The following is a 26,045-nucleotide window of genomic DNA, read 5'->3' as shown; positions in this document are numbered from 1 at the left end:
GTGCGGAGGTGGGACGATGAAATCGAATTCTGACGAATTACCGATTTCTGTCCCACTCTCTTTTTGCTTTATTCATTTTCTTTTCAGTGTGCGATTTCTGGTTTGACAAAGAGTCGCTCATCGCCTAGATCAATAAGGGATACTGGTGCTTCGTAAAACTGGCTAAGGACATGAGGAGTTAGGATGTTTTCCTTTGGCCCTTGTTCGACCACTTGGCCATGTTTGAGTAAGAGGACATGGGTCATGTCTGTTGTAATTTCCTCGGCATGGTGGGTGACGTAGATCATGGTAGGCGCGTGATCCAGTTGTTTGATATGATGGATCTGACGGAGGAGCTTTTCTCTGGCAAAGAGATCCAATCCACTAGAAGCTTCGTCAAAAATGATCAGATCTGGCTGGTCCATGAGGCTTCGTGCAATGAGAACGGTCTGCTTTTCTCCCTGGGAGAGCTCACGGTATTTGCGGCCGATCAAAGAGCTAGCCCCAATTGAAGTTAGCATATCCCGTGCCCAGTTCAGTTCTTCTTCCCCGTATGCAGCATATAAGATACTACTCTTGTATTGACCAGTTAGGACAATTTGCTCTGTCAAAAGATGTTCTGGCAGTCTTTCTGAAATGAAGGAGCTAACGATCCCAATACGCTTACGTAACTCAGGAATACCCCCTTCTCCAAAGCGGGTTCCAAGGACCGTTACCTGGCCAGAACTAGCCCAGTATTCAGACATGAGCAGTTTGAGGAGGGTCGATTTTCCTGCTCCATTTAAGCCTAAAATCGCCCAACATTCATTTTCTTTTACTTGCCAGTTAATCTCTTTTAAAAGGGCTTTTCCATTGCGGATCAAATTGACGTCTTGTAGTTCAATCAAATTATTCATAACTTCATCCTTTTGATTAAAATCTCCTTTATTCTATCATAAAATATGGTAGAATAGAAAACAGGAGGTAAGGAATGTTTCGAAATAGTAAATTGTTATTCTGGACATGTGAGATCTTATTATTGACGGTGATTTTCTATATTTGGAAATCAATGGGGACTTTAATTTCTCCATTTGTATCTGTTCTGAATACCATCCTCTTACCATTTTTAATTGCAGGTTTTTTATATTACATTACCAATCCGATTGTTGAATTGTTGGAAAAACACTTAAAAATCAAGCGTGTGTTTGGGATTTTGATCACCTTAGTCCTCTTGTTTGGGATCATTGGCTTAGGGATCTTTTATCTGCTCCCTATCTTGATCAATCAGTTAACCAGCTTGATCAATTCAACTCAAGGACTTTACTGGGAAGTTCAAAGTTTGGTTCGAAAACTCTCGACCAATCCTTTGTTCCAAAATGTGAATATCCAGTCGACGATTCAGCAGTTGAATCTCTCTTATATGGATATCCTACAAAATCTCTTGAATAGTGTGACCAACAGTTTAGGAAGTGTGGTTAACACCATTGTCAATACGGTCTTTATCTTGATCATGACCCCCGTCTTCTTGGTTTATTTCTTGGTCGATGGGAAGAAATTATTGCCGATGTTGGAGCGGACCATTTTACGCAATGACAAACTCCACATTTCAAGCCTCTTGATTAGTTTGAATGAAACGGTCTCTCGCTATATTAGTGGGATTTCGATCGATGCCTTTATCATTGGAACCCTAGCCTACATTGGCTATAGTTTTATTGGATTGAAGTACGCTTTGGTCTTTGCCATTTTTTCTGGATTAGCCAACCTCATTCCATATGTAGGACCAACCATCGGCTTGATTCCGATGATCATCACCTATGCCTTCACAGATATGGATATGATGATCAAAGCAGTCGTTTACATGTTGATTATCCAGCAGATCGATGGGAATATTCTTTATCCGCGTATCGTTGGAGGCGTGATGAAGGTTCACCCGATTACCATTATGGTTCTCTTATTGCTCTCAAGTAATATTTACGGCATTATCGGGATGGTCGTTGCGATTCCAGTCTATTCGATTGGAAAAGAAATTGTAAAATTCTTGGTGAATCTTTATGATAACCACCGTGCTGCTAAGGAACAGAAGAAAAAAGAAGAATTTGGTATCATTAATAAATCATAGACTCTAGCGCCTATATGGGCCTTAGAGTCTTTTTTGTACATTTTTTTGAAAAATGCTGGAAAAAAGTCAACAAGTGCTATGAAATGTGTTAAAATATAAGTGATTTTGAAAGAAAATATGAAAAGGTAGGAAAAGATGAGACTGCTCTTATCGAAAAAACAGAGACGCCAATTGCAATTGTTGGAAATCCTGATTAAGGAAAAAAGATGGTTCCACTTGAAAGAGTTGGCCAAGCGTTTGGATTGTACAGAACGTTCGTTAAAAGAAGATTTGTCTAATCTTCGTAGTACATTTGATGACTTTTTAATTGAATCCTCTACCAATGGGATCAAGATCAGTTATGAGGATTCGGTTGGGCTTGAGGTGATTTACCATCACTTTTTTAAAGAATCACAAGCCTTTGCTTTGATTGAATATCTCTTTTTCAACAAGGATGTTTCCAATGAATATATTTGCAGAAAGTTTGATTTGAGTTACCAATCTTTCTACCGCTTGATTCGGACGATTAATCAGAAGCTTCAAACCAAATACAATGTAAAGATTGATTTGAAACCCTTGAATCTTGTCGGGGATGAGATTGACGTTCGTTTCTTTTATGCCCAATATTTTGCGGAACGTTATTACTACATGGAGTGGCCTTTCCCAGAATTTAAGGAAGAGGCGGTGACCGATTTGATCACCTTCTTCTTCAAGCTCTATGGCTATCCATTGACCTTCTCTGTCCTCAGGTCTTATAAAGTTCTCTTGACAGTCTACTTGTCACGGATTAAGCAAGGTTACTTCATCGACATGCCAACGAACTATGATGTGTATAAGGACCAGTATCAAGGGGTGACCAATGTCGAGGAGATGTTGCGCTACTTTAGCTTGCAGTTGGGTGTCGAGTTGAATGAAAAAGTGCTGGAACAGTTCTTTATTATCTTTATTCAAGAGAATTTCTATTTCAGTCCAGAAAGCTTGATCGAAGCTGCAGAAACGGATCCTTATGCCAAAGAATCGACTAGACTCATCAAAGATATGTTCAAGGATCTATGCTATACCTATGATTTAGACATTGAAAATCTTGATGAGATGTTGATGCATGTCCATAACACGTCTCATCTCGATCGGAAGGAATTATTCTCTGAGTTTCTCTTGTTTGATACCAAGACCAATACCAACGAAGATTTCATGAGCATCTTCCCAGCCTTCTATGATGATTTGAAGGAGCATATCATCACTTATATGAAGACCATGAAGCATGATCTGAATGATGAGATCATCAAGCACATGATCTATACGGTCTATACTCACTGGGAACGTCTCTTACCGCAGTTATTGCGCCGTCGGAAGTCCATTAAGGTCTTGATTATCAGTCGTTTTGACGATCACCATGCCAAATCCATGATCGATTTCCTTGATTTCTACTGTACGGATAACTTTGAATTTACGCAGATGATCAAGTACAATCTGACAGTAGATGATATTGAAGCTTCGGATGCAGATGTGGTGGTGGCCAACTTTATGATGCCTGAATTAAAGAAAAAACCATTTATTTGTACAAGTAGTCTCTCATCGCTTGAGCTGGTTGAAAAACTCAATGCCTTCTTTTATGATTTTACCAGTGCAGAACACTAAAGACAAAGCCTTCTTAGAAACTTTCCTTAGGTGAGTACGGACGTCAGCGAACTTCGAAGAAGTTCCATGACTAATTAAGATACAAAGGGCGTTCGCGGATAAAGTCAAAATAGGAAGTTTGACGCAGAATCTTTAGATTCTAGGAAAACTTATCTTTTTGACACGATCCGTAGCCCGTGTTCAATTCATTTTGGACCCCTTCGCTTTTTAATTTTTTAGGCTCAGGCTAAAACAGTTTCCCAAACTGTTTTACTCCCAAAACTCCCGAGTGCTAGAAACAATCGTGTTTCTAGCACTTTTCTCACGGCGAAAAGTTTCAGTGTAGGTTTGAATGAAACTGATTATATAGATTGTTTTAAGTTTTCAGCGTCACTTAGGTTATTTTATGTGAAAAAAACAATATGTTTACATTCTAAAATCAGGACTTGTTCCTGATTTTTTGATGGTAAAAAAAGAAAATTTTATAGAAGAATGCAGGCTCTCCTATTTTGTGGTATAATATACAATATTATATACTGGAGGAAATTATCCATGGAAGACCCTGGCAGTCAGGAAATTTTACTGGAAGTTATTTTATTGATTGTTTTGACATTATTGAACGCCTTTTTCTCGGCGACTGAAATGTCAATGGTATCGTTGAATCGCTCTCGTGTAGTGCAAAAAGCTGAAGAAGGAGATAAAAAATACATTCGTCTTCTTAGCGTATTGGAACAACCGAACCATTTCTTATCCACTATTCAGGTGGGGATCACCTTGATTACCATCTTATCTGGGGCGAGTCTTGCAGAAAGTCTCGGTCATGTCATTGCTGGATGGATGGGCAATACTAAAACGGCTCTTGCAACTGGAAGCTTTTTATCTCTAGCATTTTTGACTTATATTTCGATCGTATTTGGTGAACTCTATCCGAAACGAATCGCTATGAACTTGAAAGATGAGTTGGCTGTTCGAACAGCTCCGATTGTGATTCTATTAGGAAAAATTGTCAGCCCCTTTGTTTGGTTGCTTTCAGCATCGACCAACCTTTTGAGCCGTATCACGCCAATGGAATTCGATGATCCGGATGAAAAGATGACGCGGGATGAAATCGAGTATATGCTGACCAATAGTGAAGCAACACTAGATGCGGACGAGATTGAGATGCTCCAAGGGATCTTTTCATTAGATGAAATGGTAGCGCGTGAAGTCATGGTGCCACGGACAGATGCCTTCATGGTTGATATCAATGATGATACCAAAGAAATTATTGAAAGTATCCTTAAGCAAAACTTTTCACGGATTCCTGTCTATGATGATGACAAGGACAATGTCATCGGCCTCATCCATACCAAACGTCTCTTGAACGAAGGATTTATCAATGGCTTTGATAATATTGTCTTAAGAAAGATTTTACAAGAACCTTTGTTTGTTCCAGAAACCATTTTTGTGGATGATCTTTTGAAGGAATTGCGTAATACGCAAAATCAAATGGCCATTCTACTCGATGAATATGGTGGGATGTCTGGATTGGTTACCCTCGAAGACTTGTTGGAAGAAATCGTCGGTGAAATTGACGATGAGACTGACAAAGCTGAAATTGATGTTTTTGAAATTGGGGATAATACTTATGTCGTGCAAGGAGCTATGTCACTAAACGACTTTAATGAATACTTTGGCGTTGAGTTGGAAAGTGATGATGTGGATACTATTGCAGGGTATTATTTGACTGAAGTTGGGCGGATTCCATCCTTGAAAGAACGCCTCAGCTGTGAAGTCGATAGTCAAAAGAAACACTTGATCTTGACGAATGACAAGGTGAAAAACGGTCGTGTGACCAAGGTGAAGGTTGAAATTTCTGAAATCGTCGAAGAAGATGAAGAAACCAAATCAAAAGAAGATTAGAAAATAGAGGCCTGGACGTGTTCTAGCCTCTGTTTTTTTCTTGTCAGGGCTAGTTGAATTTTCAAAAAATTTGAAAAATTTCTGAAATAATCTTGACAGCCAAAAAAAATTAAGGTAAGATAATACCCATAAATAAAGAAAGCAGAAAATAAACATGAAGCAACAAGCTATTTCAACTCAAAAATTTTACTTTGGCTACTTTAGATAGTGTTTGTAGACATGATCTCATGGATGCAAACAACCCAAGCAATTTGTTTGTATCTATGTGGCTAAGATTTTTGATGATGGTCCATAGAGCTAGTATCTAAATGGACCGAGGTTTTGTAACTTGTTGGAGAATTTCAGCATCCGTTTAGAGAATAATCTAAGCGGATTTTTTGTTTATTTTGCAGAAAAGGAGTTTTAAATGAAAGTAGTCAAAAAATTACTGGCACCAGTTTTGGTCGTAGGCCTTTTGTTAACATCATTGGTGACCTTACACCATCTGAAGGATGCAAAAAAAGACAATGTCTTTCGGATTGGGATTTCCCAGTACATCACCCATAAGTCACTCGATGCGACACGGAAAGGCTTTATCGATGAGTTGAAGAAAGAGGGATATGTGGATGGGAAAAATATCCAGATTGATTTCCAAAATGCTCAAGGAGAGCAACGAAATCTGAAAAACATTTCCAAACAATTGGCGGAGAAAAGTGATCTAGTCTTTGCGATTGCAACCCCTTCGGCTCAAAGTTTGGCTAATACGACGAAAACAACGCCGGTTGTCTTCTCAGCTGTGACCGATCCATTGGCAGCGAAATTGGTGAAAAACTTGAAAGAGCCTGGTGGCAATATCACAGGGACAAGTGACCAGTCAGAAGATGCGATCTCTACACAGGTAGACATGATTAAGCAAGTGCTTCCAACGGCGAAAACAGTTGGGATCCTCTATACGCAAAGTGAGCCTAACTCCGTCGTCCAAAAAGATAATGCGAAGAAGATCCTTGAAGCTAAAGGCTATCAAGTGGTTGAAAAAACAATTCTCGATAGTAACAATGTGAAAGCTGCAGCAGACAGTATCATGTCAGAAGCAGATATCGTCTTTGTTCCGACAGACAATATTATCTCTTCTACAATGGAAACTGTAAAACAGGTATCGATTAGTCATAAGGTGCCAGTTTTTGGAGGTTCTGCTGAAATGGTGGCTACTGGTGGCTTGTACAACTTTGGTACTGATTATGAGGAATTGGGAAGACAAGCTGCTCGGATGGCCATTCGCATCATGAAGGGTGAGAAACCCGGCAAAGTCGCAGTTGAAACACCTGAAAAATTAGAATTGCACACCAATAAAGAGATGGCTAAAGAGCTTGGAATTGATATTAGCTCGTTGAAGGTAGAAAAATAGGAGGTTTGAGATGAATTTTGTTTTATCAAGTTTATCAGAAGGTTTATTGTGGTCGATCATGGCGATCGGTGTTTACTTAACATTTCGAATTTTAGATATTGCTGATATGACGGCAGAAGGAGCCTTTCCACTTGGGGCAGCAGTTGTAGCATCCCAAATTCAAGCCGGAAGAAATCCTTGGCTTGCAACCTTGTTGGGCTTTCTGGCAGGAATGATCGCAGGATTGGTTTCTGGGATTCTCCATACAAAAATGAAAATTCCAGCCCTCTTGACAGGGATTGTCACTTTGACCGGTCTCTACTCTATCAATATTAAAATCATGGGGGGAGTACCCAACCTCTCTATTGGCGATGCCAGTACCATTTTCAAAAGTGTCATGAAATTGGGCTTGTCCAATGAAGAAGCAGTCTTTTTGATTAGTATTTCTTGCTTGATCATCGTCTGTATCTTATTGACCCTCTTAATGAAGACGCAACTTGGCTTGGTTTTGCGCTCGACTGGTGATAACATTCCAATGAGTGAGGCCAATGGGGTCAATGTAGATAACATGAAGATGTTGGGCTACATGATTTCCAATGGCTTGATTGCCCTTTGTGGAGCCATGTTTGCACAAAATGATGGTTTCTCAGATGTGACTTCTGGTACAGGGACGATCGTAGTCGGCTTGAGTGCTGTGATTATCGCTGAAGTTTTAATCCACGAATTGACCATTGGTTGGCGCTTGCTTTCCATCGGGGTTGGAGCCATTGTTTACCGTTTGATTATCTTAAATATTTATGAGATCCCAAATCTCGATCAAAATATGGTTCGTCTCTTCAATGCGATCTTGCTCGCGATTGTCTTGTTCGCTCCTGAGGCGCAAAAACGTCTTCGTGTTCGCGGATTGAAGTTAGGAAATAAGTAGGAGAAAAGTATGGCAACATTATTATCAATTGAAGGCATTCATAAGACATTTGAAGCAGGAACGGTTAATGAAAACCATGTCTTAAAAGGCTTGGATCTCCAAGTAGAAGAAGGGGATTTCATTTCGGTTATCGGTGGAAATGGAGCTGGGAAATCAACCTTGATGAACATCTTGGCAGGAAATCTAGTCGTGGATGAAGGGGATATCTTGCTAGAAGGTAACTCCATTAAAAATACGAGTGTTCGGAAGCGTGCGAAAGATATTGCGCGTGTCTTCCAAGATCCTAAGATGGGGACGGCTTCTCGTTTGACCATTGAAGAAAATATGGCCATTGCCCAACGTCGGGGGAAATCTCGTGGTTTGAGCTGGGGAGTTCGGGAGAAAGATCGCGAATTGTTCCGTGAAGCCTTGAAGGAACTGAATATCGGTTTAGAGAATCGTCTCAAGGTAGATACCCAATATTTGTCTGGTGGGCAACGTCAAGCTTTGACCTTGGTCATGGCAGCTTTGGTTAGACCAAAACTCTTGCTTCTGGATGAACATACCGCAGCGCTCGATCCAAAGACTAGTGAAATGGTCATGGAATTGACCCAAAAGATCGTGGAAAGCCATGATTTGACAACCTTGATGATTACGCATGATATGAACCATGCGATTGAATACGGCAACCGCTTGATCATGCTCTACCAAGGCAAGGTCGTGGTCGACGTCAAAGGAGAAGAAAAGAAAAACCTAACGGTTGAAGATTTGATGCGCCTCTTCCAACAAAACAGTGGTGAAACCCTGGTGAGTGATGAATTGGTATTAGGATAAAATGAGAGTGGGACAGAAATCGGTAATTCGTTAGAATTCGATTTCGTCGTCCCACCTCCGCACAGTTGAGTAGGGCTGTAAAAGCTGATGAAATCAGCGTAGTAGAGCCCACTCAACCACTGCGTCTTGCTCGACAATCCAAAAATAATTGAGAGGCTAGGACTTTTGTCCCAGCCTCCTTTATTTTCTCCGCTCTGCATAGTCGACAAAATGAAACTTGTCTAATTTGTGTCGGCTTTCGGTGAACTGGAATTGCCGACCGTCTGCTAGGTGAACTTGGGAGCGGACCGTCACCACGTGTTGGTCTTTTCCAAGATCCAGTAAGATTTTATCGCGATTATCGATTGGTGAAATCAAGATTTCTTTCTTAGCATAGCCAATCTGCAATTTCAAGTCTTCTTCTATATAGTGGTAGATAGAGTGCTGGGCAATTTCCTTAGTAAGGCCAGGGGTGAGCTCTCTATCTAGGTAATCAATATCTAAGACTGAAGCGACGCCATCCACCACCCGTTGCCGGGTTACTTTCCAAACCAAACGGTGAAGGGGAAAACCTGTCTTTTTAGCTCCTTTTTCATCGATACTGATTTTTTCCAAACGAATGACATTGGTTTCTGAGTGAAGACCAGAAGCTTTGACGATTTCTTGATAGCTGGTTAATTGGGAAACGGGGAAGTCAAAGTGAGCTTGTCTAGAAACTTGCGACCCCATTCCTTGAACAGTCTCGATAAAGCCTTCTTCCTGCAAGAGCTTGAGGGCTTTACGGATGGTATCGCGACTGACCTGGTAGTGCTCTTTTAAGTCGTTCTCACTAGGCAGAAAATCCCCGACTAGATATTTTTCTTCTAGTATTTGCTCTTTTAAAATTTGGTAGATTTGTTGGTATTTTTTCATGATTTGGACTCGCTTGTCTGTTTTTTTGAATAACATTTTTGAAAGCGCTTGAAAATGCAAAGTCATTCCCTTATAATAAAAGAGGAAAAATTTTTAGGGATGGAGAAACGCATGAGAAAAAACGGTAAAAAGATTCGCCTACTGGGAGTAGCCGCCTTATTGGCTAGTCAGTTGGGGGTCTTTAGCAGTGCCCTCACGGTAGTTGCAGACGAGACCACAGCTTCGACTTCAGAGTCAGCGCTTGTGACGAACACTAGCAGCGAGGAAAGCTCGACAAATCATTCGACTTCTGCTACAACAACAACTACAGAAGCTACGACGAGAGCTTCGAGTGATAAAGAAGAGACATCTAGCAGTTCCTCAGACGCTACTGAGGAGAAAACGGTTAAGGTCGGGGACATTCAAGGGGAATCGCAACGCTCTCCACTGGAAGGCCAAAAGGTAGCCATCAAAAATGCAGTGGTGACTAAGACAGACCGCTATGGTTTTTATGCCCAAGATATTGAGTCGGATGGGAATAGCCGTACTTCAGATGGGATTTATGTTGTTTCCAAATACAAGGTGAAAGTCGGTGACAAGGTGAAAATCACTGGTACCGTCAAGGAAGGCTATATGGAAGAGGTTACCTTGGGAGCTGGGAAAACCTTTAAGGAACCAACGAATAGTTTAACGGTGACCATGCTGGTCGATGCTTGGATCACAAAAGATGGGACAGCCCCTCTTCCAGAAGCTGTGAATATCACTGCAGGCATGCCAGCAGATGTGAAGCCTAATCCGACTGCTTATGCTCCAGAAACCGATGCCCTCGATTATTGGGAAAGCCTGGAAGGAATGCTCACAGTGGTGAAGAAACCGCATGTCCTTGGTCCCCAGTACAAAGGAGATATCTATGTATTGGGAGAAGATTTCACAGGCCTTCCTTTAAACAATATTGGGGGTCTGAATCTACGACCACATGCGCAAAATACAGCGACGATCCCGATTTATGTTGGGAATCAGTTTGTCGCAAAAGCCAAGGATTACTTTACAGAAGATGTGACAGGAGTGGTAACGTATCGAAATAGCTTCTATAAATTAGAGCCCACTCAACAGTTGACGGTCCAAGATGGTGGCTTGCAGCGTCAAGCAGCTCAAACGCAACCAAGTGAGGACAAGCTGACCATCGCTTCCTACAATATTGAAAATTTCTCGGCCAACAATGCCAAAAATGAAACCCCAGAGGATAAGGTGACGCTGATTGCCAATTCCTTTATCCATGAAATTCACAATCCAGACATCATCACTTTGATCGAAGTGCAGGACAATAATGGTAGTGTGGATGACGGAACGACCAGTGGTGTTGAAAGTGGACGCAAACTAGCCAATCGGATCAAGGAATTGGGTGGCAAGAGCTATGAGTATACGGAGGTTGCTCCAGTAGATGGCGCTGACGGAGGAAAGCCTGGTTCCAATATTCGTTTGGGAATCCTCTACAATCCAGAACGCGTAACCTTAGCCAAAAAAGAGGCAGCAACTAGCAACGAGGCAGCACAATTTGACAAGGGACACCTGGTTAAAAATCCAGCTCGGATTGCCCCTAATGACCCATCGTTTGATCATACTCGCAAGTCCCTAGCCGTTGAATTTGAATTCAAAGGTCAACCAGTTGTGGTGATTGCCAATCACTTGAAATCAAAAATCGGAGATGATGCTATTTATGGTGCAAGTCAACCAGCAGTGGAACATACCTTGCCAACTCGTGAAGCACAAGCCAGTGTCATCCATCAATTCGTTCAAGAAGGCTTGAAGCAAAATCCGAAGACCACCTTTGTTTTGACGGGTGATTTTAATGACTACGATTTCTCAACCACAGCACAGATCCTTGCGGGCAACGAACTGACCAACTTAATGGCCCAACATGATGCAGGGGATCGCTATTCTTATTTCTACCGTGGAAGCAATCAAGTTTTGGATAACATTTTTATCTCAAACAACATGGCAGCCAAAGCAAGGTTTGAACCAGTCCATATCAATGCTTCCTTTATGAAGGAACACGGTCGTGCATCAGACCATGATCCTGTCTTGGTCCAAATCGACTTTAGTGGAGCACAAACTCCAGGAACGCCGACGGATGATCAACAAGGGAATACAGGACAACCAACGGATCAAACCAGCCCTTCCTCATCGAATACAGGATCTCAACTAGTCCCTCATCAGGCTCAAGCCAATGAACAAAAGAGTTCACCATCTGAAAGCAAAGAGAAGGGCAAGAACGAAGATGAGAAACAAGACGACAAGGAAGAGGTCGCAACAGAAACGAAGACACCAGGCAAACGGAAAATCCTTCCATCTACTGGACAAGAAACAAGCTATCTAGCTCTTTCTGGAGTGGCAGTAGCTACGATGAGTCTTGTCTTGTATAAAAAGAGAAAGACTACTCACTAACGTGTTTTATAAGAAAGATCTAAAAAAGGAGTCGCTGGCTCCTTTTTTTATCCTAAAATACAGGACAGATAGTCCCATATTGGAAACTGTACTAGGACAATGAAAAACACTGAAAAGAACAGTTTCTTTTCAAAAAGAAGCTTAAACTCTTTAAAATAGATGGAATCGTGTTATAATAAAATCATAAAACGTTTTCAAGAGAAGAGGTTCCTCAATGGAAAATGAAACAGTTGACTATGGAAAAGTAACAGGAATGGTACACTCAACAGAAAGTTTTGGTGCAGTAGACGGGCCTGGGATCCGCTTTATTGTCTTCCTTCAAGGGTGTCAAATGCGGTGTCAATACTGCCACAATCCAGATACTTGGGCAATGGAAACCAACAAGTCCCGTGAACGGACAGTGGATGATGTTCTAGAAGAAGCCCTCCGTTATCGTGGATTTTGGGGCGAAAAAGGGGGAATCACTGTCAGTGGAGGAGAAGCCCTCTTGCAGATTGACTTTTTGATTGCCCTCTTCACCAAGGCTCAAGAGTTGGGCATTCATTGTACCTTGGATACCTGTGCCCTTCCTTTCCGGAATACACCTCGTTATTTGGAAAAATTCGACCGCTTGATGGCGGTGACAGACTTGGTGCTTCTGGATATCAAGGAAATCAATGATGAACGACACAAAATTGTGACCAGCCATACCAATAAAACGATTTTAGCTTGTGCCAAGTACTTATCTGATATTGGAAAACCAGTCTGGATTCGTCACGTTTTAGTCCCAGGTTTGACAGACCGAGATGATGATTTGATCGAGCTTGGAAAATTTGTTAAAACCCTTAAAAATGTTGATAAATTTGAGATCCTTCCTTACCATACTATGGGGGAATTCAAATGGCGTGAATTGGGCATTCCGTACAAATTGGAGGGTGTGAAACCACCGACAAAAGAACGGGTCCAAAATGCAAAAGATTTGATGGAAACAGAAAGTTACCAAGATTACCTGAAACGGGTCAAAGGATAAAAAGTATAGACAGTTGGGCCTTCCAGCTGTCTTTTCTATTGAAATGCACAACTATTCCCTTTCTTTAAATGGCAAAACGTGCTAAAATAGAGTGAATCTATAAATGAAATAAAGAGGTAGAAACATGTCAAAAATTCTCGTTTTTGGTCACCAAAATCCTGACTCAGATGCTATCGGCTCATCTGTAGCTTTTGCTTATCTTGCAAAAGAAGCTTATGGTTTGGATACAGAAGCAGTGGCTCTTGGAACTCCAAATGAAGAAACAGCTTTCGTATTGGACTATTTTGGTGTGGAAGCACCACGCGTCATCACATCAGCTAAAGCAGAAGGTGCAGAGCAAGTCATCTTGACAGACCACAACGAATTCCAACAATCTGTTTCAGATATCGCTGAAGTAGAAGTTTACGGTGTAGTGGATCACCACCGTGTGGCTAACTTTGAAACTGCCAGCCCACTTTACATGCGTTTGGAACCAGTAGGATCAGCATCTTCTATCGTTTACCGCATGTTCAAAGAACACGGTGTAGCAGTGCCAAAAGAATTGGCAGGTTTGATGCTTTCAGGTTTGATTTCAGATACCCTTCTTTTGAAATCTCCAACAACACACCCATCTGATAAAGTGATTGCGCCAGAATTGGCTGAATTGGCTGGTGTCAACTTGGAAGAATATGGTCTTGCAATGCTCAAGGCTGGTACTAACTTGGCAAGCAAATCAGCAGAAGAATTGATCGACATCGATGCTAAGACTTTTGAATTGAACGGAAATAACGTTCGTGTGGCTCAAGTGAACACAGTTGATATTGCGGAAGTTTTGGAACGCCAAGCTGAAATCGAAGCAGCTATCCAAGCTGCCAATGCAGCTAACGGCTACTCTGACTTTGTTTTGATGATTACAGACATCGTCAACTCAAACTCAGAAATCTTGGCTCTTGGTGCCAACATGGACAAGGTAGAAGCAGCCTTCAACTTCAAACTTGAAAACAATCATGCTTTCCTTCCAGGTGCCGTTTCACGTAAGAAACAAGTGGTTCCTCAATTGACTGAAAGCTTTAATGCATAATGATAAATGGGGAAACCCATTATTAAAAAGGAGTTTCGGCTCCTTTTTTTCTAGGAGAGAAATATGCTAGAAAATGGTGATTTAATCTTTGTGAAAGATGATTCGGATATAGGGCAGGCCATCCAGGCATCAACTGGCAACTATAGCCATGTGGCCATCTTTTTGGACGGATTCATTTATCATGCCACGGTAGAAGGTGGCGTCCTTTCCCAGTCCCCTGAAGATTTCTTTGAAGCTGAGAAAGTATATGACCTTTATCGCTGTGCGGAGATTGATTGTCCAGAGGTCAAAAAGCGAGCAGAGAGTCTTTTAGGGGCTCCCTACAATGCGTCCTTTTATCAGGATGGAGATGGTTATTACTGTTCCCAGTTCATTGCTGAACTACTTCCTATTTTTGAAACCATTCCCATGAAGTTTGGAGATGAGGAAGAGGAGATTAGTCCGTTCTGGCTGGATTACTACAAGGAGCTCGGTCTAGCCGTTCCTCTAGATCAGCCCGGGACCAACCCGAGTCAGTTAGCCCAATCTCCACTGCTACATTTTAAAGAAAGGTATTTGGATGATTTGGATTCATGAAATAACAATCTGAAACTTTGATACAGTTTATAAGAGTTACATCAAACTAAAGAAAAATAATTTTTTAATCCTTTCCTCACAGCGGAAAGTCTCGATATATTATTTCCTGATTTTAAAAATATGTTCTACCTTAGAATACAACTTGTAAAAGTTGTATTTTTTATTTTAATATCCTCTGGATGTTTCTTGTATAGACAGATAAAATATGATATACTGCAGCAAAAACTAACCACTGGTTAGTTTTTCTGGAAATTAAAGGAGGAAGTAAATATGTCTTTCTTGTATCGTTTATTAACACGTACAAAACAAATCAGTCCACATATAAATAAGTTTGAGTTCGAATTGGGCATTTTTGTTGTCAGCATATGGCTAGTTGAATCATCTGGTCGCTTTTATGTGATTGATACGGGAATGCGAGGAATGGAGAAGTACGCTGCCCAGTTTTTACTCCCACAAAAAATTGAAGCAATTTTTCTGACCCATGGACATCCAGATCATATCAAAGGTTTGCTCTATCTTAGACAGCACTTTGGGAACATCCCGACTTTAATCAGTGAGAAGGAATTCCCCTATATTTCAGGCAAAGAACCTTTTCCTAATAGAAAAGAGACGGAAAAAGTGATTTTTGATCCGGCTACTTTTATAACTGTTGAAAGTCAAGAAGGTCAAGACTTGATAAGTAGTGCAGGACTAAAACCCCTATTTTCTCCTGGGCATTCCCCTGGTCATGTTGTTTATTACCATGAAGAGGATCAAGTTTTAATCGCTGGAGATCTTTTCACAGCTACGAGAGGTGGAAAGTTGCGTCCACCAATGAAAGGATATACAGCAGATATGAGACAAGCTTTAGCTAGTGGTGAAAGAATTCTCAATAGTTATCCGCAGGCACTTGTTAGTGTTTGTCATGGTAGTGAGGTAAAAGATGCAGTACGAGATTTTGAGGCATTGAATGGGTTTAAAGGGAGTTTGTAATGGCAAAGGATACAAGGTCCAGAATTATCAGAGTAGCAGAGGAAATTTTCCGAAAAGAACCTTACCAGAAGGTGGGAATTAGGCAGATTGCTCAAGCTGCAGGATGTTCACATACAGCTATTTATCAGTATTTTAAAAAGAAAGAGGATATTTTATATGCAGTAGCGGAAAAACCGTTAACTCATCTCTATCATACTTGCTTAGAAATCAGCCATTCCAAGCAGACTGATAAAGAACGTCTGCTCCAAATCTGTCAAACATATGTGGATTTTGGGTTTAGAGAACGAAGTTTTTATGAATTATTGATTTTTTACCGTGGAGAGCATGAAGATCCAGGCGATTGTTCGCAACCGTTGATGCAATTGAGAATGAAAAGTTATCGTTTATTGGAAGAAGCTATTGATGTCTTTTTACCGAAAGACTTATCTGATGCAGAAGTGCTAAATATTCGTAGTGGAATCTTTATTTTTTTACATGGCCTAGTGAGTATCTACAGTAGGGACAATGAAGAATGTCCAGAACGCATTAAGCAACTACTGACTGATTTTATTTCTTTTAAAATAATAGAAATGAAATGAGTTGGAATAACTTATGGGGCTTCTACAGTAAACTTGGATTGAAAAAACTAAGTTCTTTTATTGCCTTATTTTCCCCTCTTGCCTGCCTATCTATAAATTGAAGATTTTGTCCTTTGGTATTGATTTCGCTTAAACTAATTTTTATGTTACAATAAGAACGAACCGATAAAACAGTAAACGAGACCTATTCATGATTACAATCATTAATCCCATACGTTTGACACGTCAGCCATTTTTCAAGGACTTGATCAACTATTTGGACCAGCACGACGATGTGATCCTGCGGCAAATTAAGGCCCAATTTCCGGATCAACCAGTGGATAAGCTGATGGAGGAGTATATCAAAGCGGGCTTCATCCTTCGAGAAAATAAACGCTACACTCTCAATTTGCCTTTCTTAGAGTCAACTGATCGAGTTGAACTGGATCAAGAGGTCTTTGTTCGAGAGGACAGTGCAGTTTATCAAGAATTAAAAGCCAAGGTCTTCCAAACAGAACTCCGCAACACGACTAATGCAGCAATTCTCATAGAGGAGACGGACTTTGCGCGACATGCACAGACCCTTTCCAATTACTTCTACAAGGTTGCTCACCAATATCCATTGACAGAGGATCAAGAAAAGCTCTATGCTATTTTGGGCGATGTCAATCCCGAGTATGCTCTCAAGTATATGACCAGCTTTTTGCTCAAGTTCCTCAAAAAAGAAGAAGTCCAGCAAAAGCGCAAGGACATTTTTGTCGATAGTTTAGAAGTCTTAGGTTATATCCACAAAAATGATGAAGGCAAATATGAATTAGCAGTGGACTTGGACAAGGAAAGACTGATGTTTATCAAACAATAAACAAGGCTAGGAAAACTTCCTAGCCTTGTTTTTTTTGATCATAGATAACGTTCAGCGATGGCGGCGTCACCTGGATACTCTTCTTTTACGCCATTGACGATTTGGTAGCAGTCTGCTCCTTTTCCAGCGATAATAACAGCATCTTCAGGCTTGCTGGTTGTCGCCATAGCCAGTTGAATGGCTTGCTCGCGATCTGCGATTTTCTCGACAGGGCGCGTGATAAAACTGCTAATCTCTTCTGCGATGGCCAAAGGATCTTCATAGTTAGGGTCATCCGCTGTGAGGAAGACTTGGATCTCAGGATGGTCTTCTAAGAGCAAGCCAAAGTCCTTGCGGCGGCTCTCTCCTTTATTACCGGTTGATCCAAGGACCAGCGAAATGGTTCCGGTTTGATGGGTTTCGACAACTGAGAGCAGTTTTTTCAAGCTATCTCCATTATGGGCATAGTCGATGAAGACCTTGGCCCCATTCTTTTGAGTCAAGACTTCCATTCGGCCAGGAACGCGCGTCTTGGAAATTCCTTTTTGGATGTCTTCGAGACTCGCCCCTAGACGAAGGCAGGCGAGACCTGCAGCCACAGCATTTTCTTGGTTGAAGCGACCAATGAGTTGGATATCATAGTCTCCAGCTAATTTACCAGTAGCTGAGAAGCTGAAAGCTTTGGAGTTTTCAATTTGATTCTCAGACTGGCTACCATAGAAGTCGTGCTCCTGGCCCTCGACTTGTTCTTTCAAGACAGAGAAATGATCCATATCGCTATTGATGACAACAGCTTGGCTATTCTTCATGAGGAGACGTTTGTGGTAGAAATAATCCTCAAAAGTTGGATGTTCAATCGGTCCAATATGGTCAGGGCTGATGTTGAGGAAAACACCAACATCAAAAGTAAGACCGTAAACCCGTTTCACCAGATAAGCTTGACTGGAAACTTCCATAATGAGGTGGGTCCGATCATTCGCTACTGCCTGAGCCATCATAGCAAAAAGATCCAAACTCTCTGGTGTTGTCAGGGCTGATTTAAAGAAGTTTTTACCATCCAGTGTCGTATTCATGGTAGACAGCATAGCTGGTCGGTAGCTTTGTTCCAAAATATGGTAAGCAAAGTAGGCCGCTGTTGTCTTTCCCTTGGTCCCTGTGAAAGCTAATAATTTTAATTGTTTCTCAGGGTGCCCATAAAACTCCATGGCAATTAAGCTCATGGCTTGCTTGATATCATTGACAAGAATGGCAGGGATACCAACTTCATAATCTTTTTCAGAGACATAAAAGCCGAGCCCATTAGAAATAGCCTGTTCCAGGTATTCTTTTTTGAAATTGGCCCCTTTGACAAAAAAGAGGGTGCTAGCAGACACCTTACGGCTATCATAGCTAATGGCATCAAAACTTGTTCCTTCTAGATGGTAATGGTATTCACCATTCATTAGAACTTCTCGGAAATTTTGGTCATGTTTTAAAATGTTGAGGGTTTGTTCAATTGTAATCATAAAACTATTGTAAACCGAAAGTCTGAATTTTACAAGTAACATGGAAAAGTTTATAATGAAGAGAAGAAGAAACGAAAGAGGACGTTTATGAGTCACGAACAAAATGACCAGCAAGCCCAGATGCTACGCGGGACTGCCTGGATGACAGCCAGCAATTTTATCAGCCGTTTGCTAGGAGCCGCTTATATTATTCCTTGGTATATTTGGATGGGAAAATATGGGCCACAAGCCAATGGTCTTTTTACAATGGGATACAATATCTATGCTTGGTTTCTCTTGATTTCGACAGCTGGAGTGCCCGTAGCTGTTGCCAAGCAAGTAGCCAAATACAATACCCGGGACCAAGCGGATCATAGCTTTGCTTTGATTCGGGGCTTCTTGAAATTTATGGGAATTCTAGGCCTTGGATTTGCCATTCTCATGTATCTTTTGTCTCCTGTCTTTGCAAGTCTTTCAGGTGGGGGAAAAGAGTTGATTCCGATCATGCAGAGCCTTTCTTGGGCTGTCTTGATCTTTCCTTCGATGAGTGTCATTCGGGGATTTTTCCAAGGTTTTAACAACATGAAGCCTTACGCCATTAGCCAGATCGCTGAACAAGTCATTCGGGTCATCTGGATGTTGCTCACGACCTTCTTCATTATGAAGATTGGCTCAGGTGATTACGTGCAGGCTGTGACGCAGTCGACCTTTGCAGCCTTTATTGGTATGGGAGCGAGCCTTCTAGTGCTCTTTTATTACCTTGCAAAGACAGGCTTGCTCTCTTCTATTTTTAGAAAGCAAGAGGGAAGTGAAGGGATTGACACTCGGGCTCTCTTGATCGATACGATTCGGGAAGCCATTCCTTTCATCATCACAGGTTCCGCGATTCAGCTCTTCCAAATTGTTGACCAGATGACCTTTATCAATGTCATGTCTTGGTTCACAGATTATAGTCAAAAGCAGCTCTTGGTCATGTTTAGTTATTTCTCTGCTAATCCAAACAAAATCACCATGATCTTGATTGCGGTAGCGACTTCGATTGGGGGAGTTGGGATTCCTCTGTTGACAGAGAATTATGTGAAGGGGGACCTAAAAGCAGCTGGGAAGCTCGTACAGGATAACTTGACCATGTTGCTCGCTTTCTTGCTTCCAGCCACCTTTGGTGCAGTAGCAGTCGCAAAACCACTTTATACGGTATTTTATGGGCAACCCGATGGCTTGGCCTTAGGACTCTTTATCGTAGCGATGTTGCAGACCGTAATTCTCGGTCTTTACACGGTCTTATCGCCAATGATTCAAGCCCTCTTTCAAAATCGCAAGGCCATTCGATACTTCCTCTATGGGGTAGTGGTGAAATTGGTCCTCCAAATTCCATTTATTTTGGTCTTTCGTTCTTATGGTCCGCTTTTGTCAACGACCATTGCGTTAATGGTGCCAATCGTCCTCATGTATCGGGAGATCCAAACCATTACTCAGTTTAATCGCACCATCGTCTTCAAGCGGACCTTACTTGGTTCTATCCTGACTGTGGTGATGCTACTTGGAGTCTTGATCGCCGGCTTGATTTTGGGCTGGATTTTCCCACCAAATGGCCGTGTATCGAGCATGATTTATATCATCGTCATTGGCGGATTAGGGGTTGTTATCTATGGAGCCTTAGGATTATGGCTACGGTATTTTGACCGCTTTATCGGAGGGCAAGCAGCACGTCTCAGACAAAAATTCCGGATTAAATAAATTAGAGGTTGGGACAAAAGTCCTAGCCTCTTCTTGTTTTTGGATTGTCGAGCAAGAAGCAGTGGTTGAGTGGGCTCTACTACGCTGATTTCATCAGCTTTTACAGCCCTACTCAACTGTGCAGAGGTGGGACGACGAAATCAAATTCTAACGAATTACCGATTTCTGTCCCACTCTCTTTTCTTATAGTTTGAAACTATAGCTGGGTCTTGAAAATGGGAAAACCACTCTCCTCATAATAGTGATAAAATAGTAAGCAGTTAGATTAATTGATTATCGGAGGGCAATATGAGTAAAAAACGCAATATCAATACGATTTTGGCACAGGCAGGAATCAAGTCAGATCAAGCGACGGGAGCTTTGACGACTCCGTTGCATTTTTCAACAACTTACCAACACCCAGAATTTGGTCAGTCTACAGGTTTTGACTATACCCGTACAAAAAATCCAACACGCGCAACAGCTGAGAAGACTTTGGCAGCTATCGAAAGTGCAGACTATGCTTTGGCGACAAGTTCTGGAATGTCAGCTATTGTGCTTGCTTTTAGCATTTTCCCAGTTGGTACAAAAGTCTTAGCCGTTCGTGACCTTTATGGAGGCTCTTTCCGCTGGTTTAACCAACAAGAGCAAGAAGGCCGCTTCTCTTTCACCTATGCCAATACGGAAGAAGAACTGATCCACCATCTAGATCATGATCCGGTGGATGTCCTCTATATTGAAACACCAACCAATCCATTGATGTTGGAATTTGATATTGCTCATTTAGCCAAATTGGCCCATGCAAAAGGTGCCAAAGTCGTGGTGGACAATACTTTCTATAGCCCAATCTATCAACGTCCGATTGAAGAGGGAGCAGATATTGTCCTACATTCAGCAACCAAGTACCTGGCTGGTCACAACGATGTCTTGGCTGGTGTTGTCGTGACAAATGATGCAGATCTGTATGACAAACTCTTTTACAATTTGAACACGACAGGTGCTGTTCTTTCCCCATTTGACAGCTATCTGTTGATCCGTGGTCTCAAGACACTCTCTATCCGGATGGAGCGCTCCACTGAGAATGCCCGCAAGGTAGTCGAGTTTTTGAAAACCTCCCCTCAGGTCAAAGAAGTCCTCTACACTGGAAAAGGTGGAATGGTCTCCTTTAAAATTCAAGATGAGAAAAAAATTCCTAACTTGTTGAATTCCCTTCAAGTCTTTACCTTTGCAGAAAGCCTTGGCGGAGTTGAAAGCTTGATCACTTATCCTACCACTCAGACTCATGCGGACATCCCTGCAGAAGTTCGCCATTCATACGGTTTGACAGATGATCTGCTTCGGTTGTCCATCGGAATTGAAGATGCGGATGATTTGATTGACGATTTGAAACAAGCATTGGAGGCTTAAGATGACCAAATATGATTTCACGACTTTACCGAATCGATTGACCCACCATACCTACAAGTGGAAAGAAACTGAGACAGATCCAGAAATCATTCCAGCTTGGATCGCGGACATGGATTTTAATGTCATTCCAGAAGTACGAGAAGCTGTTATCGGCTATGCAGACCAAATGGTCTATGGCTACACCTATGCATCGGATAGCCTCTACCAGTCTATCCTTGATTGGGAAAAAGAAGAGCATGGCTATTCCTTTGACAAGGAAGCTGTCGTCTTTATCGAAGGCGTTGTTCCAGCTATTTCAACAGCTATTCAAGCCTTCACCAAGGAAGGGGATGCGGTCTTAATCAATACACCGGTCTATCCTCCATTTGCCCGAAGTGTCAAACTCAATCGTCGAAAATTGATCGAAAATTCGTTAGTCGAAAAAGACGGTCTTTTCCAAATTGATTTTGATCAGCTAGAAAAAGACATTGTGGAGCAAGACGTTAAACTCTATGTTTTGTGCAATCCGCACAATCCTGGAGGCCGTGTATGGGATCGTGAAGTCTTGGAAAAAATCGGCCACCTCTGTCAAAAACATGGTGTCCTTCTCGTTTCAGATGAGATCCACCAAGATTTGGCCTTGTTTGGCCACCGTCATACCAGCTTTAACACAGTTGATCCAAGCTTTAAAGATTTCAGCTTGATCTTAACCAGTGCAACCAAGACTTTCAATATTGCAGGAACAAAAAATTCCTATGTGGTCATTGAAAATCCAAAGCTTCGTACGGCTTTTAAACAACGGCAATTGGCCAATAACCAACATGAAATCTCAGGATTGGGCTATATTGCAACAGAAGCGGCTTATCGCCATGGTAAACCTTGGTTGACAGAGCTCAAGCAAGTCTTTGAAAAACACATCGACTATGTGGTAGATGAATTGCATGCAAAGACCAAAATCCGTGTCATGAAACCCCAAGGAACCTATCTTCTTTGGTTGGACTTTTCAGCCTATCCTTATACCGATGATGAGCTGCATGCTAAAATTCATGACCAAGCCAAATTGATTTTGAACCGTGGAACAGATTTTGGAAAAGAAGGAAACTTGCATGCTCGCCTCAATGTAGCAGCCCCTTTCACCCTCATTGAAGAAATCACCAAACGCTTGGTGGAAACTTTTCTCAAATAAGTGTTGACTTTCTGTAAGTGAAGGAGTACAATAAACTCGAAATACGGTAGGTGAGGCTACCACAAGGATACGGATGACTACCGCAAAGCAGTGGAGACACTACTCGTTGGTTAACAGTCCTGATCGCAAAGGTCAAGACTAAGCTCATTTCATTGCCTTGCGGAGCTAAAGCTTGGACGGTCAGTTTTTTGAGAGTTTTGATTGAAAAATTAATGACGAGTTTCATGAGTCCTACCGATCGAGGGTAGGACTCTTTTTTATGCCTTACCAAGAAAAGAGAAAGGAGAGAGCTATGATACAAATTGACGATCATCCCGAACCGCACCGAACCAGCCAATCGCTGATTTGTGTCGTAGGGACTCCAAAAGTGATTGGCTCCTGATTGAAAAAGGAGATACCAATGCAAACAAATAAAGAAAGACTCATTGCTGCTCTTCAAGAACCACTTGAAAGCACCTTTGCCGACTACAAAACCAGTGCCCTTGGTTTAGTTGACGATCAAGTAGAAGAAAACCGCGATATTTATGGCGAAAATGTCATCACAAAAGGTCAAGAAGATTCCATGATCAAAAAGATCTATGAATCGATTATTAATCCTTTTACGGTGATTTTGTTGGTCATTGCGCTGGTTTCCTTCATCACCAATGTCTGGCTAGCAAAACCAGGTGAACAGGATCCAACGACCTCCATCATCATTGTGACCTTGGTCTTGATTTCTGGTGGGATCCGCTTCATTCAAGAATTGCGGAGCGACAAAGCTGCCAGCAACTTATCACGTATGATTGTCAATACAGCGACCGTTCTGCGTGATGGATCAGAACAAGAAATTCCGATCGATGAAATCGTTGTCGGAGATGTGATCAAACTGAGTGCCGGCGATATGATCCCAGCAGATGTGGTCTTGATTGATTCTCGTGACTTTTTTGTCCAACAATCTGGCCTCACAGGGGAAAGTGATGCTGTTGAAAAGGTTTGTCTCAGAAAAGCCGACAGTCAAAATTTAGATAGTCTCTTGGAGAGTGAAAGCTTGGCCTTTATGGGGACCAATGTCATCTCAGGGCGGGCGACAGCCTTGGTCTTGGTCGTGGGGGATGAAACCATGATGGGCGCTATTGAGCAAACCATCAACACCTATGACGAACCAACCTCATTTGAGAGAGAAATGAATACCATCTCTTGGCTCTTGATTCGGCTCATGTTAGTGATGGTGCCCGTCGTCTTTGTGATCAATGGCCTCACAGACGGTGACTGGTTAGAAGCGGGTGTCTTTGCCCTCAGCGTTGGGGTTGGTTTGACTCCTGAAATGCTGCCGATGATTATTACAGCGAGTCTTGCTAAGGGATCCATCATCATGGCCAAGGAAAAAGTCGTTATCAAAAAACTCAATGCCATTCAAGACCTCGGGGCTATTGATATTTTGTGTACAGATAAGACAGGAACCTTGACCCAAGATGAAATCGTTTTGGAGTATCCGCTTGATATCCATGGCGATTTGGATCTATCAGTCCTTCGCCGGGCTTACTTGAATTCCTATTTCCAAACCGGGCTAAAAAATTTGATGGACCGGGCGATTATCAATCGAACCCATAAAGAAGCCAAGAAACATGAAATCGTCCGCGATCTAGATCAAACCTTCCATAAGATAGATGAATTGCCCTTTGATTTTGAACGTCGTCGCATGAGTGTCATTGTCAAAGATGAAGATGGTGTGGTTAGCATGGTGACCAAGGGGGCCTTGGAAGAAATGCTCTCTGTATCGACTTATGTTGAATACAAGGGTGATATCAAACGATTAACAGACGAGGTCCGTCAAGAAGTCCTCGCTGAGGTCGCTCAATTAAATGAACAAGGTCTTCGTGTTTTGGGCGTCAGCTACAAAACCGACTTGGACGAAAATGAAATCTTTAGTGTTGAAGATGAAGGAGACATGATCCTAACCGGTTACCTGGCCTTTCTTGATCCACCAAAACCTTCTGCAGCTCCAGCGATCAAAGCTCTTGCAGAATATGGGGTTACCACTAAGATCTTAACTGGCGACAATGAAAAGGTCACCCAAGCTGTCTGTGAAAAAGTAGGACTAGATGTCGAGCGGATTCTTTTGGGAAGCGAAATCGATACGATGACAGACCAAGAGTTAGCGCAAGTTGTGGAAACAACAACAGTCTTTGCCAAATTATCGCCCGATCAAAAAGCGCGGATCATTCTTAGCCTTAAGAAAAATGGCCACAAGGTGGGGTACATGGGAGATGGGATCAACGATGCTCCATCCATGAAGGTCTCAGACGTTGGGATCTCCGTGGATACCGCTGTGGATATCGCCAAGGAAACGGCAGATGTCATCCTTCTGGATAAGGACTTGATGGTCCTTGAAAAAGGTTTGGTTGAAGGCCGCAAGGTCTATGCCAATATGACCAAGTACATCAAGATGACGGTCTCTTCTAACTTCGGGAACATCTTTTCTCTGCTCTTTGCCAGCATCTTTTTGCCTTTCCTTCCAATGGCTCCCGTTCATTTGATTGTGCTCAATCTTATCTATGATCTTTCTTGTATCGCCCTTCCTTTTGACAATGTCGACAAGGAATTCCTCAAGAAACCTCGTATCTGGGAAGCAAACTCCATCATGCGCTTTATGGCCTGGATTGGTCCAATTTCATCTGTCTTTGATATTATTACCTACATGCTTCTTTATTTCCTTGTTGTCCCAATGATTTTAGGTCATGGCTACAACCATGGAGCAGCAGATGCAGCAGCCTTTATCATGGTGTTCCAAACTGGATGGTTTATTGAATCTATGTGGTCTCAAACCATGGTTATTCATATGTTGCGTTCACCAAAACTTCCATTTATCCAAAGTCGTCCAGCCTTCTCAGTCGTGGTGACGACCCTAGCAGCAGCCTTCTTTGTAACCTCCCTTCCATATAGTCCTTTGGCTTCTATCTTGAAGTTGAGCCAACTAAATGGATTGTACTTTGTTCTATTGTTTGCTATTATCGTCCTCTATATGCTGAGTGTGACGGTTGTCAAACGTATCTATATTAAGAAATACAAAGAATGGTTGTAATTGATTGATAGAAAGAGTGAGTCCGAACTTAAAAAATTAAGTGTAAGGGCTCTCTTTTTTTGGTAAAATTTGGTATAATAAGAGGAATGTAAAGTTGGAAATGAAGATTTCCATGTGCTGTGAGTATCAAAGAGGGACTGAAAGAAAGAGTAGAGCTTGACTCCGCTTTTATCATAGCTCTTTTTTGAATAATAACAGCTTAGAAA

Annotated in this window: 20 protein-coding genes and 1 riboswitch; of the genes, 17 read left to right on the top strand and 3 right to left on the bottom strand. The window is 41.8% G+C overall.

From position 1 onward, the window contains the following. Positions 1 to 83: 83 nt before the first annotated feature. Positions 84 to 875, bottom strand: coding sequence for an ABC transporter ATP-binding protein (locus LPB220_RS08345; protein WP_150906420.1), 792 nt, complete (start codon positions 873 to 875; stop codon positions 84 to 86). 74 nt (positions 876 to 949) lie between these two features. Between LPB220_RS08345 and LPB220_RS08340 the strand changes: the two genes are divergently transcribed. The 6 genes from LPB220_RS08340 (at position 950) to LPB220_RS08315 (ending at position 8,676) form a co-directional block, all read left to right on the top strand. After that, positions 950 to 2,077 (top strand): AI-2E family transporter, encoded by a 1,128-nt coding sequence (locus LPB220_RS08340; protein WP_118227906.1) that lies wholly within the window; start codon positions 950 to 952, stop codon positions 2,075 to 2,077. Positions 2,078 to 2,212: 135 nt separating this feature from the next. Further along, the gene (locus LPB220_RS08335) at positions 2,213 to 3,694 is read left to right on the top strand and encodes a M protein trans-acting positive regulator PRD domain-containing protein (RefSeq protein ID WP_049471761.1); all 1,482 of its coding nucleotides are present in this window, start codon (positions 2,213 to 2,215) and stop codon (positions 3,692 to 3,694) included. A 531-nt stretch (positions 3,695 to 4,225) separates the two neighbouring features. Next, a complete protein-coding gene (locus tag LPB220_RS08330; protein WP_118227907.1) occupies positions 4,226 to 5,575 on the top strand; it encodes a hemolysin family protein in 1,350 nt (449 codons plus the stop codon). Positions 5,576 to 5,981: 406 nt separating this feature from the next. Next, positions 5,982 to 6,959 carry an ABC transporter substrate-binding protein gene (locus LPB220_RS08325; protein WP_070588756.1) on the top strand — a complete coding sequence of 326 codons (978 nt, stop codon included), beginning with the start codon at positions 5,982 to 5,984 and terminating at the stop codon, positions 6,957 to 6,959. Between the two features lie 10 nt (positions 6,960 to 6,969). Next, positions 6,970 to 7,863, top strand: a complete 894-nt coding sequence (locus tag LPB220_RS08320) for an ABC transporter permease (protein WP_003005682.1) — start codon at positions 6,970 to 6,972, stop codon at positions 7,861 to 7,863. Positions 7,864 to 7,872: 9 nt separating this feature from the next. After that, positions 7,873 to 8,676: an ABC transporter ATP-binding protein gene (locus tag LPB220_RS08315; protein ID WP_014713718.1), complete on the top strand. Its 804-nt coding sequence runs from the start codon at positions 7,873 to 7,875 to the stop codon at positions 8,674 to 8,676. Positions 8,677 to 8,856: 180 nt separating this feature from the next. Here the strand turns inward: LPB220_RS08315 and treR are convergent, their stop codons facing one another. Further along, positions 8,857 to 9,567: a trehalose operon repressor gene (gene treR / locus LPB220_RS08305; RefSeq protein WP_049514292.1), complete on the bottom strand. Its 711-nt coding sequence runs from the start codon at positions 9,565 to 9,567 to the stop codon at positions 8,857 to 8,859. Between the two features lie 111 nt (positions 9,568 to 9,678). Here treR and LPB220_RS08300 point away from each other — a divergent pair, with 111 nt between their 5' ends. From LPB220_RS08300 to LPB220_RS08270, 7 genes are all read left to right on the top strand, one after another. Continuing rightward, positions 9,679 to 11,991, top strand: coding sequence for an endonuclease/exonuclease/phosphatase family protein (locus LPB220_RS08300; RefSeq protein ID WP_049514286.1), 2,313 nt, complete (start codon positions 9,679 to 9,681; stop codon positions 11,989 to 11,991). A 214-nt stretch (positions 11,992 to 12,205) separates the two neighbouring features. Next, positions 12,206 to 13,000, top strand: a complete 795-nt coding sequence (gene pflA, locus LPB220_RS08295) for a pyruvate formate-lyase-activating protein (protein ID WP_003005017.1) — start codon at positions 12,206 to 12,208, stop codon at positions 12,998 to 13,000. Between the two features lie 124 nt (positions 13,001 to 13,124). Further along, positions 13,125 to 14,060 (top strand): manganese-dependent inorganic pyrophosphatase, encoded by a 936-nt coding sequence (locus LPB220_RS08290; RefSeq protein WP_003005572.1) that lies wholly within the window; start codon positions 13,125 to 13,127, stop codon positions 14,058 to 14,060. A gap of 63 nt (positions 14,061 to 14,123) precedes the next feature. After that, positions 14,124 to 14,636 carry a YiiX/YebB-like N1pC/P60 family cysteine hydrolase gene (locus tag LPB220_RS08285; protein ID WP_049472483.1) on the top strand — a complete coding sequence of 171 codons (513 nt, stop codon included), beginning with the start codon at positions 14,124 to 14,126 and terminating at the stop codon, positions 14,634 to 14,636. A gap of 270 nt (positions 14,637 to 14,906) precedes the next feature. Further along, positions 14,907 to 15,608: an MBL fold metallo-hydrolase gene (locus tag LPB220_RS08280; protein ID WP_049472484.1), complete on the top strand. Its 702-nt coding sequence runs from the start codon at positions 14,907 to 14,909 to the stop codon at positions 15,606 to 15,608. Beyond that, entirely contained in the window at positions 15,608 to 16,186 is a 579-nt protein-coding gene (locus LPB220_RS08275; protein WP_049472485.1) for a TetR/AcrR family transcriptional regulator, read from the top strand. The genes LPB220_RS08280 and LPB220_RS08275 overlap by 1 nt, the downstream gene beginning before the upstream one ends. Before the next feature lie 190 nt (positions 16,187 to 16,376). After that, positions 16,377 to 17,027 carry a DUF1803 domain-containing protein gene (locus LPB220_RS08270; RefSeq protein ID WP_150906419.1) on the top strand — a complete coding sequence of 217 codons (651 nt, stop codon included), beginning with the start codon at positions 16,377 to 16,379 and terminating at the stop codon, positions 17,025 to 17,027. A gap of 38 nt (positions 17,028 to 17,065) precedes the next feature. On the opposite strand, the gene LPB220_RS08265 is transcribed toward LPB220_RS08270, so the two are convergent. Next, positions 17,066 to 18,511, bottom strand: a complete 1,446-nt coding sequence (locus LPB220_RS08265; protein WP_150906418.1) for a UDP-N-acetylmuramoyl-L-alanyl-D-glutamate--L-lysine ligase — start codon at positions 18,509 to 18,511, stop codon at positions 17,066 to 17,068. Positions 18,512 to 18,598: 87 nt separating this feature from the next. Between LPB220_RS08265 and LPB220_RS08260 the strand changes: the two genes are divergently transcribed. The 4 genes from LPB220_RS08260 (at position 18,599) to mgtA (ending at position 25,839) form a co-directional block, all read left to right on the top strand. Next, the gene (locus LPB220_RS08260) at positions 18,599 to 20,227 is read left to right on the top strand and encodes a polysaccharide biosynthesis protein (protein ID WP_031574286.1); all 1,629 of its coding nucleotides are present in this window, start codon (positions 18,599 to 18,601) and stop codon (positions 20,225 to 20,227) included. A 288-nt stretch (positions 20,228 to 20,515) separates the two neighbouring features. Next, entirely contained in the window at positions 20,516 to 21,613 is a 1,098-nt protein-coding gene (locus tag LPB220_RS08250; RefSeq protein WP_150906417.1) for a cystathionine gamma-synthase, read from the top strand. Between the two features lies 1 nt (position 21,614). Further along, positions 21,615 to 22,778 carry a MalY/PatB family protein gene (locus tag LPB220_RS08245; protein ID WP_031576001.1) on the top strand — a complete coding sequence of 388 codons (1,164 nt, stop codon included), beginning with the start codon at positions 21,615 to 21,617 and terminating at the stop codon, positions 22,776 to 22,778. Positions 22,779 to 22,813: 35 nt separating this feature from the next. Then, a riboswitch (M-box (ykoK) riboswitch) is annotated at positions 22,814 to 22,971 on the top strand. 207 nt (positions 22,972 to 23,178) lie between these two features. Next, positions 23,179 to 25,839 (top strand): magnesium-translocating P-type ATPase, encoded by a 2,661-nt coding sequence (mgtA, locus tag LPB220_RS08240; RefSeq protein WP_150906416.1) that lies wholly within the window; start codon positions 23,179 to 23,181, stop codon positions 25,837 to 25,839. The last annotated feature ends 206 nt before the right edge of the window (positions 25,840 to 26,045 follow it).

Origin of the sequence: Streptococcus sp. LPB0220, from assembly GCF_008727815.1 — a bacterium.
In the GTDB taxonomy this organism is placed as follows: Bacteria; Bacillota; Bacilli; order Lactobacillales; family Streptococcaceae; genus Streptococcus.
This window is presented reverse-complemented; position numbering and strand designations above follow the sequence as displayed.